14 protein-coding genes are annotated in these 14,369 nt (G+C 40.5%); 12 read left to right on the top strand and 2 right to left on the bottom strand.

The genetic code is table 11. The features are described from left to right. Nucleotides 1-455 precede the first annotated feature (455 nt). The 7 genes from H6G86_RS03270 to H6G86_RS03245 all read left to right on the top strand — a co-directional run bounded on the left by H6G86_RS03270 (nt 456) and on the right by H6G86_RS03245 (nt 8,604). A complete protein-coding gene (locus tag H6G86_RS03270; protein ID WP_190933083.1) occupies nt 456-2,492 on the top strand; it encodes a type I restriction-modification system subunit M in 2,037 nt (678 codons plus the stop codon). Between the two features lie 3 nt (nt 2,493-2,495). Continuing rightward, the gene (locus tag H6G86_RS03265; RefSeq protein ID WP_190933082.1) at nt 2,496-3,146 is read left to right on the top strand and encodes a Uma2 family endonuclease; all 651 of its coding nucleotides are present in this window, start codon (nt 2,496-2,498) and stop codon (nt 3,144-3,146) included. Between the two features lie 3 nt (nt 3,147-3,149). Beyond that, the gene (locus H6G86_RS03260) at nt 3,150-4,523 is read left to right on the top strand and encodes a restriction endonuclease subunit S (protein WP_190933081.1); all 1,374 of its coding nucleotides are present in this window, start codon (nt 3,150-3,152) and stop codon (nt 4,521-4,523) included. A gap of 8 nt (nt 4,524-4,531) precedes the next feature. After that, entirely contained in the window at nt 4,532-5,140 is a 609-nt protein-coding gene (locus H6G86_RS03255) for a hypothetical protein (protein WP_190933080.1), read from the top strand. 1 nt (nt 5,141) lies between these two features. Then, nucleotides 5,142-5,633 (top strand): Uma2 family endonuclease, encoded by a 492-nt coding sequence (locus H6G86_RS03250; RefSeq protein ID WP_242064662.1) that lies wholly within the window; start codon nt 5,142-5,144, stop codon nt 5,631-5,633. 133 nt (nt 5,634-5,766) lie between these two features. Beyond that, nucleotides 5,767-5,892, top strand: coding sequence for a hypothetical protein (locus H6G86_RS39415; protein ID WP_277883526.1), 126 nt, complete (start codon nt 5,767-5,769; stop codon nt 5,890-5,892). A gap of 135 nt (nt 5,893-6,027) precedes the next feature. Continuing rightward, the gene (locus H6G86_RS03245) at nt 6,028-8,604 is read left to right on the top strand and encodes a GAF domain-containing protein (protein WP_190933079.1); all 2,577 of its coding nucleotides are present in this window, start codon (nt 6,028-6,030) and stop codon (nt 8,602-8,604) included. An 80-nt stretch (nt 8,605-8,684) separates the two neighbouring features. On the opposite strand, the gene H6G86_RS03240 is transcribed toward H6G86_RS03245, so the two are convergent. After that, complete coding sequence (locus H6G86_RS03240; protein ID WP_190933078.1) at nt 8,685-9,485, bottom strand: histidine kinase; 801 nt, start codon at nt 9,483-9,485, stop codon at nt 8,685-8,687. 324 nt (nt 9,486-9,809) lie between these two features. Between H6G86_RS03240 and H6G86_RS03235 the strand changes: the two genes are divergently transcribed. The 4 genes from H6G86_RS03235 to H6G86_RS03220 all read left to right on the top strand — a co-directional run bounded on the left by H6G86_RS03235 (nt 9,810) and on the right by H6G86_RS03220 (nt 12,641). Next, on the top strand, nt 9,810-10,034 hold the full coding sequence (locus H6G86_RS03235; protein ID WP_163930055.1) for a hypothetical protein: 225 nt from the start codon (nt 9,810-9,812) through the stop codon (nt 10,032-10,034). A 45-nt stretch (nt 10,035-10,079) separates the two neighbouring features. After that, entirely contained in the window at nt 10,080-10,415 is a 336-nt protein-coding gene (gene petJ, locus H6G86_RS03230) for a cytochrome c6 PetJ (RefSeq protein ID WP_190933077.1), read from the top strand. A 198-nt stretch (nt 10,416-10,613) separates the two neighbouring features. Beyond that, nucleotides 10,614-11,633: an aldo/keto reductase gene (locus H6G86_RS03225; protein ID WP_190933076.1), complete on the top strand. Its 1,020-nt coding sequence runs from the start codon at nt 10,614-10,616 to the stop codon at nt 11,631-11,633. 54 nt (nt 11,634-11,687) lie between these two features. Then, nucleotides 11,688-12,641: an alpha/beta fold hydrolase gene (locus H6G86_RS03220; protein ID WP_179072450.1), complete on the top strand. Its 954-nt coding sequence runs from the start codon at nt 11,688-11,690 to the stop codon at nt 12,639-12,641. Nucleotides 12,642-12,786: 145 nt separating this feature from the next. On the opposite strand, the gene H6G86_RS03215 is transcribed toward H6G86_RS03220, so the two are convergent. Then, nucleotides 12,787-13,155 (bottom strand): BON domain-containing protein, encoded by a 369-nt coding sequence (locus H6G86_RS03215; protein ID WP_114080076.1) that lies wholly within the window; start codon nt 13,153-13,155, stop codon nt 12,787-12,789. A 346-nt stretch (nt 13,156-13,501) separates the two neighbouring features. Between H6G86_RS03215 and ilvN the strand changes: the two genes are divergently transcribed. After that, nucleotides 13,502-14,020, top strand: a complete 519-nt coding sequence (gene ilvN, locus H6G86_RS03210; RefSeq protein ID WP_114080075.1) for an acetolactate synthase small subunit — start codon at nt 13,502-13,504, stop codon at nt 14,018-14,020. Nucleotides 14,021-14,369 lie beyond the last annotated feature (349 nt).

Below are 14,369 nucleotides of genomic sequence, written 5' to 3'. Positions count from 1 at the left end.
GAAGTTCCGAGTTCAGAGGCTCAACGTTCGAGCAAAAAGGTCGAAGTTCCAAGTTCAGAGGCTCAATGTTCAAGTAAAAAGGTCAAAGTTCCGAGTTCCGAGGCTCAACGTTTGAGCAAAAAGGTCGAAGTTCCAAGTTCAGAGGCTCAACGTTCGAGCAAAAAGGTCGAAGTTCCGAGTTCAAAGGTTCAATATTGGTATTCTAATCACTAAAAATTGAGAATTTATAAAGTCAACTCAATGAACTAACGCTCAAATCGCCATTTTATACTTGCATCTTAATCAATAAAGTTAATGAATTAGTTCCAAAATTGAAAATTTGAGTTGAGAAAGATGTAACTTATGTTCTTCCTGCTTCTCTTGTAGCCCCAAATATTGGAGTCAGAGTTTTTAAGTTGATAATTCAGCACTTGTAGGTCGATAATAAGAAGGCTTTGATAATCAAAGTTAAGTTAATGGCAGATAATAACACTCCAATTTATACCTTAATTGATATCCTAAAATCTACTGATTATGCTTTAGATATTTTTGATCAAGAAAAAGAAATTGCCGCACTTCAACTCTTTGACAAAAAAGGAAAACCTTATCTCCGAGATTTCGTAGATGGTAAAGAGCGTCCGGCTAAACCAGAAGAAATTGTCCGCCAACTGTTTTTATACCGCTTAATTCATACCTACGGCTACCCAACTGCTCGAATTGCTGTAGAAAAGGGAGTCTATTTTGGCTCTAGTGTTGGGGATAGGCGAGCAGATATTGTAATTTCTGAAAAAGATCATCCCAACACAGCATATATTATTGTGGAAGTCAAGAAGCCTAAGCGTCGAGATGGTCTAGAACAACTAAAATCTTACTGTAATGCTGAAGGTGCGCCTATTGCAGTTTGGACAAATGGTGGTGAAATTGTCATTTTGCATCGAGAAGACCCCAATATCTACCGCAGTATTTCTGATTTACCCCATGCAAACCAAACGCTAGCTGAAGTTATCAATGAGCGTGTGACTTTGCAAGAGCTTGAGAAACGTAACAAGCTGGTTGTAGAACGTCTTTCCCTGCGGGATGTGATTTTAGATTTGGAAAACCTAGTTCTAGCAAACGCTGGGGTTGATCAGTTTGAAGAGGTATTTAAGTTAATTTACGCTAAACTCTATGACGAGGCACAAGCAAAGCGGCGACCGGGTAAAGTTGTAGATTTTCGGGCGGCTGGTGAAACTCGTCAAGAATTATATGACAAAATTAATCGGCTATTTCATGCAGCTAGAGAAAAATGGCAGGGTGTATTTCTACCGGGAGAAAACATCGATTTAACCCCCGACCATTTGGCTGTGTGTGTTTCGTTCTTGCAAGACATTAAGCTGTTTAACTCCAACTTACAAGTCATTGATGAAGCCTTTGAATATTTGGTAACGCAAGTTTACAAGGGAGCGAAGGGGCAGTATTTCACTCCCCGCCATGTCATTGATATGAGTGTCAAAATGCTCAATCCCAAATGGGAAGAGTACATGATTGATACTGCGGCTGGAAGTTGTGGGTTTACAGTTCATACTATTTTTCACGTCTGGGGTGGAGAAATGACAGCAGATGGCCCCACTAAAGATCAAGCAGAATACGCAAGTGAAATGGTGTATGGCATTGATTTTGATGCCCGGAGTGTAAAGGTTGCGAAAGCGCTTAATTTGATTGCAGGTGATGGCAAAACTAACGTCTATCGAGCCAATACCCTTGATCCGAGAAATTGGAGTGACGAAATACGAGTTGCCCTACGCCGCCGCTTAGTACAATTTGAGAATCGTCCAGATGCTGAGTGGAACAAAGAAAATTTCCGCTACTTCAACTTTGATGTATTGATGACCAATCCACCATTTGCGGGAGATATTGTAGACAGTAAAATTCTGTATCAGTATGAACTTGCAAAGAAATGGAAAGCTATTGACGTTGAGGCGCTAGTTGATCCAGAAGAACGTCAAGAACAGGCTAGTGCCATTGCCAACAAACGTTATGAAAATACAGGAAGCTGGCAAACAAAGCAAAGCCGAGACGTATTGTTTATCGAACGGAATTTAGAGTTTTTATGTCCGGGAGGGCGAATGGCGATTGTACTTCCTCAAGGACGGTTTAATAATATCTCTGATGCTCATGTGCGTTCTTGGATTAGTGAGAGAGCCAGAATTTTAGCAGTAGTAGGGCTGCATGGGAACACTTTTAAACCGCATACTGGTACAAAAACCAGTGTTTTGTTCCTGCAAAAGTGGAACGATGATCCAAATTCTAAGCACTACTGTCCTCGACTCAAGGACTATCCTATATTTTTTGCCACCAGTGAAAACAGTGGTAAGGATAACTCTGGTGAATATGTTTACAAGCCAGGGGTGGACGGGAAGCCTATGATTGATGATCATGGACACATGATTATTGATCACGATTTAGATGAAATTGCCAGTGCATTTGTAGACTTTGCCAAGAAACAAAAGTTTTCGTTTTGGCGGGAGGGTTAAGCAATGAGTGATTTACAAACCCAGTTACCCACAGATACATGGATTTACACCTCTTGGGAAGAGTATGAGCAGATAGTTACCAACTTGCTCGACGAGAAGGGAAAGAGTTACTACTACAAAGGATATATGAGGCTGGAGATGCCACCAGTTAGTTTTGATCATGGTCAAGACCATGTTGTAATTATTTTTGCGGTGACTCTATTTGCAGCACTTAAAGGGATTCAGGCAAGAGGTTTAGACACCACTACTTTTCGTAAAACTGGTGTTCAGGATTGTCAGCCCGATGTAGCGTATTACCTCAGAGAACGTGCCCAAGTCATCCCAGCAGGTACAGGAATTGTCAAACTTGATCGCTATCCTGCACCAGATTTGGTGATTGAGATTGCTAAAACCTCCCTGCTGGATGACTTGGGTACAAAGCGATCGCTCTATGAAGAGTTAGGTATTGCCGAATATTGGGTGGTGGATGTGCAAAACACCCAAATCATCGCTTATGCGATCGCAGATCAAGGCAGTAAACGTATTCAAAAATCACAGGTATTGCCTGGATTGGCGATCGCTGTTTTAGAGGAAGCTTTACGCCGAAGTCGTCAAATGAGTCAATCTGAAGTTGGAACTTGGTTATTGAGCCAGTTTCAGCAAAAGGAGGCTTGACCATTGGCAGTTTGGAGTATTGTTAATTTTTCTCAAATTCCTTTTGACTGGCGATTAGATGCAGAATATTTCAAGCCAGAATATCTCAAACTTGATAATTTACTCTCAAATGCAAATGTCGAACTCTGGGGGAATTTAAAAGGCAAATTTATTACAGGGCCTTTCGGTTCTGCTTTTGCAGTTGAAAATTATGTAGAACACTCACCTTATCGATATGTACGAGGCAAGGATGTTAAACCATTTTTTCTCTTAGAGCAGGATAATGCATATATTCCCAAAAGTGCATTTCAAGGCTTGAAGAAGTATAGTTTATTTCCAGAAGATTTACTTGTTTCAGTTGTCGGCACTTTAGGTAATGTGGCAATTGTTGATGAAGATGTAGGTCAGGCTATTTATAGTTGTAAAAGTACAGTTTACAGGTCAAAGTCAATTGACCCATATTATTTATGTACATACCTCAATAGTAATATAGGGCAAGCCTACCTCCAGAGAAAGTCCAGAGGTGCTATCCAAGCAGGTTTAAACTTAGATGACCTCTATACTATCCCTATATATATTCCCGAATTTGAGCAACAAAGAGAGATTAGGAAATTAGTTATAACTAGTTGGGAAAAACTAAAAATTTCTAAAACTCTCTATGCTGAAGCCGAGGCTCTATTACTGCACGAACTTGGACTAAATAACCTCGACCTGTCTACACAGAAAAGTTATGTAGCAAATTTTAGTGAGACTGTAGAGAGCGATCGTTTGGATGCTGAGTATTACAACCCTAAATATACAGTTTTAATAAATTACCTTCACAATATTCCTCACAGTAAATTGGGTTATTTGGCAAGTTTTTCCAATGGTGCAACTCCCTCTGGAGCAAAATATCTAGATAAAGGGAAAGAGATTCCTTTTATACGGATTCAAAATGTAACTAAGAATCGCTTGGATCTTGATGATGTCGTCTACATTGATAAAAAAATTCATAATGGCATTCTTAAACGTTCTCAACTTCAACCGGGAGATGTTTTGATAACAATTACTGGGCGTATTGGGACTGCTGCTGTTATACCTGATAGCCTTCTAGTCGCCAATATGAATCAACACAGTGTTCGATTACGAATACATAATGCTCAAATTAATCCTTACTATTTATCAGTATTTCTAAACTCAAAAGCCGGACTCCTACAAACCGATAGAGAAGCATACGGCGCAACTCGTGATGCTCTACCTTATTACTGTCTAGAGAAGATTATTATCCCGATAGCATCTCTTGATTTACAAAAGCAAGTTGAGGTCAAGATAAGAGAAGCTGAAAAGACTCTACAAGAAGCCAAGACTTTGTTAGAAAGAGCCAAATACCAAGTTGAGCAAATAATCTTAGGAGGTTAAATTTATAAATGTCTACACCTCCTGAAATAATTGATGCTCTTGAATCAATTTTAGAAATTTACTTTTCAGGAGTCCGTCATCGAGAAAGGGCTGCTTTTATCCTTTGTGATAACCTTGTTGAGATGACCTGTAAAACAAAAGCAAAGCAGCACAATCATCGATTTGATATGACCTGTAATTTTCATGATGCTTGTACTGCTCCAGGTGTCATTTTACCCGCAGACTTAAAAATACGAGTTGTAGGTTATCGCAACACAAGAAATAATATGCAACACGCTAGTGCAGCAGCAACAGTTGATTCGATGCACTGTGCTACTGCCATTTTAGACGTAGTAAAAGTAATAGATCATTGCTGGTTTAGTACTTCAACAAGTATGTTTCTTGACAGAATTAAATGTGCTTTACGAATTGTTTACCTTTATTCTTCTGAGGGGGATATTTCCAAAAGAGAGCCATTTGAAGACAGAATGCGGAGAAAACGTTGGCGTACTCAGACTGAAACTGTTCGGGCTGAGGGAAGACAGATACAACCTGGTCTTCGAGATTACTGGTATATTGCTATTCGGATGCAAACTCCTTTGGTTGATGAATGCTTGAATGATGTAGGAATTCCATGAAATGACTCTATTTACAGCACTTAAAGGAATACTGTCGACAGGTTTAGACACAACCACTTTTCGTAAAACTGGTGTTCAAGACTCTCAGCCCGATGTCGCGTATTATCTCAGAGAACACGCTCAAACTATCCTAGCAGGTACAGGAATTGTCAACCTCGATCGCTATTCTGCACCGGATTTGGTGATTGAAATTGCTAAAACATCTCTGTTGGATGACTTGGGTACAAAGCGATGTCTGGCGACAAGCCGCTTCGCGTCTATGCTCTATGAAGAGTTGGGCGTTGCTGAATATTGGGTAGTAGATGTCCAAAATGCCCAAATCATTGCTTATGCGATCGCAGATCAAGGTAGTAAACGTATCCAAGAATCACAGGTATTGCCTGGGCTGGTGATCGCTATTTTAGAGGAAGCTTTAGGCTGTAGCCGTGAAATAAATCAATCTCAAGTTGGGGCTTGGTTATTGAGCCAGTTTCAGCAACAGGATGATTATTAATTTTTATTAAATTACTTTTGTGTTGGTAGATACTGCTTACTGAGCAGTATTACTTAATGATAAAGATGATTTACATAGTAAAACCGTACAACTTTCCCAAGCTGTACAGCCTGCTTAAATTGTTATAAGTGAAATGGGACTTTGCGATCGCATCTACGCTGTTATGAAAGAAAAGTTACCGTTTTTGATTGATTTTAGTTCCGATGAGCGCAAAGCTTTACCAAAGGTGGGAGTCAAGCGTTTGTTAGAAAAATGTTAGGTTAGAGGGAATGACGTAGAAGGTGAGTGCCTTAAAATACTCCTGAAAGCCAGTCCTTGTTTAATAAGTTTTGTATAGAATTTGGTGGTGAGGTCATTTACTTGATTCTCAATTGCAACAATCCAGGTTTCATTTATGAGTCAGTCTTTTTCTCAAAACCAAGCAAGGCGAAATCGTCAAAAAAAGCTGTGGCCACAAAAATGGAGTTTAAAGACTAAAGCAATAGTTTGGGCACTAAGTATCAGCGTACTTCCTGTATTTGCAATTGGGATAGCTACTTACTTCTATGGGATTAATTTAAGTACCAAACAAATACCGCAAGTAAAACTTGAGAGGGCAAAAAGTTCAACAGAAACTGAAGCTCTACAGAGACAACTGTCACTCTTGTTAACTGGTATGGGGGTAACGGCAATATTAGCAGGTGCGATCGCTGTTTTGGTGACTAATCGAGCTATCAGTCGAGTTAGCAACATTGCTGCAACTTCTAATGATATCAAAAATAGGCTACGTCCAGACAGTGAGTTTACTCAAACTTTCATCGCTAACGAAGATGAATTAGTGATGTTAGAGAGAAACATCAGCTTATTCACAGAACTGCTTTCAGTTTTGGTACAGGACAAAGAAGCCGAAGCTGATTATTCTCAACTATTAACTAAAATTACCCGTTGGGTTCGAGAATCATTCAATGAAGAAGATGTTCTCAAAACTACCTCAGAAGAAATTCGTAAAGCTTTAAGCATTGACCGTGTAGCCATCTTTTGCTTCAATTCCAACTGTAATGGCACCTTTATCGTCGAATCCGTAGCACCTGGTTTACCAAAAATACTAGGGGTTACAGTCTCCGATCCTGGGTTCGAGGTAGGGTATATAGAAAAATACCGGAATGGTTGCACCCGTGCTATTGATAATATCTATCAAGCCGATCTCAGTGATGGTGATATTGAATTGCTCAAGCAATTTGCTGTCAAATCTAATTTAGTAGCACCTATTTTCAAAGGCAAACAGCTATTCGGTTTATTGATTGCACATCAGTGTTCTAGACTTCGCTTTTGGCAGCAATCTGAGATTGATTTATTTGCTCAGATAGCTATGCAAGTAGAATTTGCCCTTGACTACGCCAAGCTTTTAGAACAGGTAGATACCAAAGCAGATAAAGCTCAGTTATTTATAGAAATTACCCGCAGTATTCGTGAATCACTCAACGAAGAGGATGTCCTGAAAACCACGGTAGAAGAGGTTCGCAAAATACTTAGTACTGACCGAGTTCTAGTTTATAGCTTTAACGCTAATTGGTCTGGAACTGTGATTGCCGAATCAGTGATTCCAGGTTATCCAAAAGTTTTACGGTCTGAAATCCAAGACCCATGTTTTGGTCAGGGTTATGTAGAAAAGTATCAGTCTGGTCGCGTTGCAATCACAAACAACATTTACCAAGCTGGTTTGGCTGATTGTCACATTAGCCTGCTCGAATCCTTTGGTGTGAAAGCAAATTTGGTTGCACCCATTCTCAAAGATGAACAGCTATTTGGCTTATTAATTGCCCATCAATGCTCTAGGCCGCGTGATTGGCAACAGCCTGAAATTGATTTATTTGCTCAGATAGCAATGCAAGTAGGATTTGCTCTCGACCATGCAAGACTGTTGCAACGCATTGAAGCTGAGGGTATGCAAAGTCAGTTGCTAGCGGATACTATCGGCAGCATTCGTCAATCGCTCAACGAAGAAGATGTCTTGAAAACCACTGTCGAAGAGGTTCGCAAAGTACTTAGTACAGATCGAGTGATGGTTTATAGCTTTAATGCTAATTGGTCTGGAACTGTAATTGCCGAATCAGTTGTTCTCACCTATCCAAAAATTTTGCGGGCTGAAATCGAAGATCCATGTTTTGGTCAAGGCTATGTAGAAGAGTATCAGTCTGGTCGCGTTCTGGCAATAAATAACATTTACGAAGTCGGTTTAGCTGATTGTCACATTAAGTTACTCGAATCCTTTGGTGTGAAAGCAAATTTGGTAGCTCCCATTCTCAAGGATGAGCAGTTGTTTGGCTTATTAATTGCACATCAATGCTCCAGACCCCGTGACTGGAAACAATCTGAGATCGATTTATTTGCTCAGATAGCGATGCAAGTGGGATTTGCTCTTGACCATGCAAGACTCCTGCAACGAATCGAAGCTGAAGCTATGCGAAGTCAATTATTGGTGGATATTACCCGCAGAATTCGCCAATCACTCGAAGAAGAGGATGTCCTGAAAACTACTGTGGAAGAGGTTCGGAAGGCTTTGAGTACTGACCGAGTACTAGTTTATAGCTTTTATGCTAATTGGTTCGGAATTATCATTGCCGAATCAGTGGTTCCAGGTTATCCCAAAGTTTTGCGGTCTAAAATCCACGATTCCTGTTTTACTCAAGGCTATATAGAAAAGTACCAGTCTGGTCGTGTTGTCGCAATCAACAACATTCATAAGTCAAGTTTGGCTGATTGTCACATTAAACTGCTCGAATCTTTCGCTGTGAAGGCAAATTTGGTTGCACCCATTATCAAAGATGAGCAGTTATTTGGCTTGTTAATTGCACATCAGTGTTCTGGGCCCCGTGATTGGCAACAGCCTGAGATTGATTTGTTTACCCAGATAGCTATGCAAGTAGGATTTACTCTCGATCATGCTAGGCTCCTGCAAGCGTATCAAGCTACTGAAGCTAACTCTACCTAATAATGAAAAGAAAGATTTTCTAGGGGAAATTCATTTGCCAATTTGCGGTTAAATGAATTGCCCCTACCGCGTATAGTAGTCTATTTATGAATAGTCTCGCGCTCTTTATTAGCAGGTTCCTTATCTTTGAATAAGTCAGCTGCCGTTAGAAGTAACTCCCTTAAGGTTTGTTTGATTTGGCGCTCTTTTCTCGCCAGAGATGTACCAGCTTCGCCTAGTTTGTCTTCTAGCTGCGATCGCTTCTGTTCTACCTGTACAGCTACAGACTCTGCTTGAGGACGAGCTTTATCGTACCAGTGTTTAGCCTCATCTAGATAATCTTGAACCTCCATAGAACGTCCGCCATAGCGTGCAGCCATATTAGCTCTGACAATAGCTAGCTGGGCTTGCAATTGCGCGTAACGTTTCTTTAATAACCCGACTTCTTCACTATCTTTAATGGCATTGACAGCAGAATCAATTGCAGTTTTGGTACTAGCTGGTCTTTCTTTACCCGTCTCTTCAATCTCTGCCAAGATTACATCAACCTCTTGCTGGAGTTCTTCTTCTTCACCATCTAGTTGAGCTTGGAGCCGCTTGATATCTGTTTGAGTTTTAGCAATAGCTTCGTGTCTTTGAGTATTAATTCCTTCTAGCGCTCCTTCAATAGAAGCTGTCACTTCATCTTTGAGTTCGCTACCCTTTTCTTGGAAGTTTTCAATGACAGCAGAAACAGCATCTCTAACCAGGCTACGAAGTTCAGTAGAACCTTGTTTAAACTCAGAGCCTACTTGAGAAACTGCGGATTTAACAATTTCTCGAATCCGATCGGTTCTTAATTGTCCAGTTTCTTTAGCTTGTTGCAAGTCTGCTTGAATTTTTTCTTTGATATTGTTAGGCATTTTCAACTCTTAGAATTTAACTAATTGGGATAAAACTTTCTAGAAATGTTCTTACATCAACATTATGGCGTAGCCAGATCGGGCTTGGTACTTCCTTTAGATAGAAAATTACAGTTCCGAAGAGGTGAACTGTCAATACTGCTCGGTTAAGAATATTTGCACAAATTTAAACCCTACAAACACTACAAAAGATTGGGTTTCGTTACTCAACCCAATCTAAAAATAAAAAATTTTAGAAAAAAACTACGCAGTATTGCTTGAACTGTAACATAGTGCCAATTTGTGAGATGATTAATGCTTGTTGGTAATAATTGACAGTAAAATATGTGGCGAGTAAATATTACTTGTTCAAGTGATGCCTGGAAGCTCTATGGTACTGAATTTAAAGCGATCGCCCAGAAGTATCAAGGAGAATTAATTGGTTCCAAAAAAATGCCAGATGGTACACGCATCATGTCTTATAAAATTGAGGATGTTAGCGATGCAGAAGCCTTTCAAGAAGATTGTGCAAATTTTGCAGGATTTACAACTGACTTTGAATCCCTGTAGTAATTGATTCTGATACAACCAGTATTCGAAATTAGGAGACGTTGATTGAAAAAACTACTCACATTAGTATTAGTAACATTTCTGCTATTGTTCAGCGCTTTTACTATGCCTGCTATGGCAGCAGACATAGTTAACGGTGAACAAATATTTAGTCTTCATTGTGCTGATTGTCATATTAACGGCAGCAACATAGTTAGGCGGGGTAAAAATCTCAAAAAGCAAGCGCTGAAAAAGTATGGTATGGATTCAATAGAGGCAGTTACATCTATAGTTACCAATGGTAAAAATAATATGTCAGCCTACAAAGATCGCCTTACTGAGCAGCAAATTACAGATGTTGCTGCTTACGTTCTCGAACAAGCTGAAAAAGGCTGGCGTTAGAAAGTTAGGAGTTAGGAGAGACGCGAAAAATCTGTGTCTTTACAAGAGTTAAGAGTTAAAAAATTAGCAGTTATTAACTCTAGTCGTCGTAAATCATTCATAATAAAGTAGAAAAGTTAAAAGGCTGTAAAAAACCGCTTTTCAACTCACTAATTATTAAATCTGCTCACTTCCAACTTCTAACTCCTAAAATTGAAAATGAACTTACCCGCAGCGAGCCGTCTCCAATTCACTCCTGATTTAAACATCTGTCGCATATTAAATGGTATGTGGCAAGTCTCCGGCGCACACGGACGGATCAATCCCCAAGCTGCCATTGAGACTATGTTCAAATATTTAGATGCAGGCTTTACTACTTGGGATTTAGCAGATCATTATGGGCCTGCTGAGGACTTTATTGGTGAGTTTCGCTGTCAACTAATTGATACTCGTGGCAAAGACGCTTTATCTAAGGTGCAAGCCTTTACAAAATGGGTACCTCGTCCAGGTAAAATGACAAAGAAACTGGTTGAGGAAAACATTGATATTTCCCTGAGAAGAATGAATGTGGAATCGTTAGATTTGATGCAATTCCACTGGTGGGAATATCAGGATAAAAATTACTTAGATGCCCTAAAATATATGGCAGAACTCCAGACTGAGGGTAAAATTAAGCATCTAGGTTTAACTAATTTTGACACGGAAAATTTGAAGCTTATTACTGAAGCAGGTATCAAAATCGTTTCTAATCAAGTGCAATTTTCCCTTATTGATCGCCGTCCCGAAGTTAATATGGCGGAATTTTGTCAGCAGCATGACATCAAGCTTTTTACTTACGGTACACTGTGCGGCAGCTTGTTATCAGAAAACTATTTGGGTAAACCGGAACCGCGAGGATCTGATCTGTCCACTGCTAGTTTGAAAAAATATAAAAATATGATTGATGCTTGGGGTGGTTGGCAATTATTTCAAGAGTTGCTAGCTATCCTGAAGGAAATTGCTAATAAGCATAAAGTAAGTATCTCAAACGTGGCTGTGCGTTACATTTTAGATCAGCCAACCGTGGGTGGTGTGATAGTTGGTGCCAGACTTGGCGTATCTGAACATATAGAAGATAACGCCAAAGTATTTAGTTTTAGTTTAGATGCTGACGATCGCGATCGCATCAACGCCGTATCTCGACAGTCACGAGATTTGTATCAGATGATCGGCGATTGTGGCGACGAGTATCGGCGATAATTATCAGAAAACAGGTAATAATAGTATCTTCATGCTGATGAATTAAAGAAGACCGTGACCACTACACTGCACTGGCAAGAACGGGTTGGTAATCAAAGAGATTGGGTTTGGCGGGGCTGGCAAACCCGCTATACTTACATTCGTCCTAGCCAAAATAACCACAAAACACAACCTCTGATTCTGTTACATGGCTTTGGCGCTTCCATTGGTCATTGGCGACATAATTTAGAAGTGTTGGCTGAACATCACACAGTTTACGCCATTGATATGCTGGGTTTTGGCGCTTCTGAAAAAGCCGCAGCTAATTACAGCATTGACTTGTGGGTTGAGCAGGTTTACGATTTTTGGAAAACTTTTATCCGTCAACCGGCGATTTTAGTAGGCAATTCCAACGGTTCACTGATTTCCATGGCCGCCGCCGCCGCTCATCCTGACATGGTGCTGGGTATAGTGATGATGAGTTTACCCGACCCTTCCCTAGAACAAGAAGCAATTCCTCCCGTGTTGCGGCCGCTTGTCAGAGCAATTAAAAATGTGGTCGCTTCGCCATTAGTTCTTAAACCTGTGTTTAACTTCGTGCGCCGTCCAGGGGTGCTGCGTCGCTGGGCTAGTCTTGCCTACGCTAACCCAGAGGCGATTACCGATGAACTGATAGAAATTTTAGCTGGGCCTCCCCAAGACAGAGGTTCAGCCAGGGCTTTTAGTGCTTTGTTCAAAGCTGCGATCGGAATTAACTTTAGTCCTAGTGTGAAGACAGTATTACCAACCTTAACAATTCCGATGTTGTTAATTTGGGGACAAAAGGATCGGTTTGTTCCCCCAGCCCTTGCTAACCGATTTGCCCAATACAACCAAAAATTGGAAGTGCTGAACTTAGCAGATGTGGGCCATTGTCCCCATGATGAATGTCCTGAGCAAGTCAACCAAGCTATTGTAGATTGGATTGAGAGATGGGTTAGCGACCGCCAACCCCCTTACACTTTCCCAGCTTTGCCGGAAACTGTCTAAGAGGGCCTTTGTTTATACCGCGCATTCATCAGCTAGCGTTGTTGGCGACCCTGTTAAGAGATAGATATGAGGCTTTTGTTATGCAATGGGAGCGATCGCGCCACCAAATATCCTTGCGACCATCGAATTGGGAATTACTTAACACCTAGCCAATCGTGGCTTGGTTAGTGTCAACATCTGTAGTTCCATGCACAGAACGAGCTACAGAAATCATCTTATTAAGAATTTCTTGACTGGGAACTTTGCCTTTCAATACTACAGTGCTACCCGTTTGAGCAACCCAAAGAGTATTAACATCATCAAGTTGGGGATCTTCATCAAATGCCAAAGCTACCCGCTTTGCCAACCCACTTTGGTCATATTCGCCACTTAATCCCAAACGTTCTGGGGGTATGGATTGAGTAGCAGTAGGAGCAGCAGTACTACTAGGAGTTTGTGCTATTGACTGCGGAGTAGGATTTACTTCTGCATTTTGAGGTTTTTCCATTCCAAATAGTCTTTGTAACCAACTCATAAAATTTTTCTCCAATTAGAGGCTTATTGAGTGGAGTATAAAAGCTTTACGAAAATGCCGCATCTACCAATCAAAAGATATCCATTCCATAAAATTCCTCCTTGCAGGATAACTTTTGCCCAATTTTTTATTTCTAGAGAATGCAATGAGTGCAGCTATTGAGTTTACAATAAAAGGTCGCACTGATAATTAGTGCAGTAGTACGCCACAACAGAAATCAACATACATTTGACAAAATGTCAAGAGTTTGTAACTCAATGAATTTTGACTTTTGAATGAGTGAATTCTGCAAAGCGGTACTAGTTTCTGCGTTCCTCAAATCCTGTTCTAGCCTCTGTTGGCGAAGATGAAACATACCCTTTCAGTTCTCGTAGAAGATGAGGCGGGTGTTCTTTCCCGCATTTCTGGTTTATTCGCCCGTCGTGGTTTTAATATTGAAAGCCTTGCTGTTGGCCCTGCTGAACAGGGAGGAGTCTCCCGAATTACAATGGTTGTACCTGGTGACGATCGCGTCATCGAGCAACTCACCAAGCAACTATACAAGTTAGTCAATGTCCTCAAGGTACAGGATATTACCGAAACTCCTTGCGTCGAGCGAGAATTGATGCTTGTGAAAGTGAATGCTAGTAGCAGCAATCGCTCAGAAGTGATTGAACTGTCTCAGATTTTCCGGGCGCGAGTCGTGGATGTAGCAGAAGATTCTCTTACCTTAGAAGTTGTGGGAGATCCAGGTAAAATGGTAGCGATCGTGCAGGTGTTGCAAAAATTTGGTTTAAGAGAAATCGCCCGCACTGGCAAAATTGCCCTGACTCGTGAGTCAGGTGTGAATACCGAGTTACTCAAGTCTTTGGAAGCAAAAGTTTAGTTGGGATTTTAATCAGCACATAAATCAAAGACAGCAGAAGTCATAGTGGCAATTGTTACTATGACTTTTGCTGAGGGACTATAAAAAAATTGCAGGAGAATTTAGAGTGATAGCTCAATCGAACGCTGAGAGGATGTTTGAAAAGTATTATGTGAAACGAAACAGTCAAAGTCATCAAAGACCTAACCCTTGACCCTCTACCCGACGCAAAAAGGCTGAATTCAAAGCCTCTCGACCTTTCGGGGAGAGGAATGGAAGCGGGGTTTATAGTATACTTTACAACTTTAAAATATTCTTAACCGAGTAGTATTGCAATATTTCCTTAATCAAATTATCAAATTAATTTTGG

Origin of the sequence: Nostoc sp. FACHB-133 (assembly GCF_014698055.1) — a bacterium.
Lineage (GTDB): Bacteria > Cyanobacteriota > Cyanobacteriia > Cyanobacteriales > Nostocaceae > Nostoc.
Note: the sequence above shows the minus strand (reverse complement) of the source record. Positions and strands in the feature narration are given on the sequence as shown.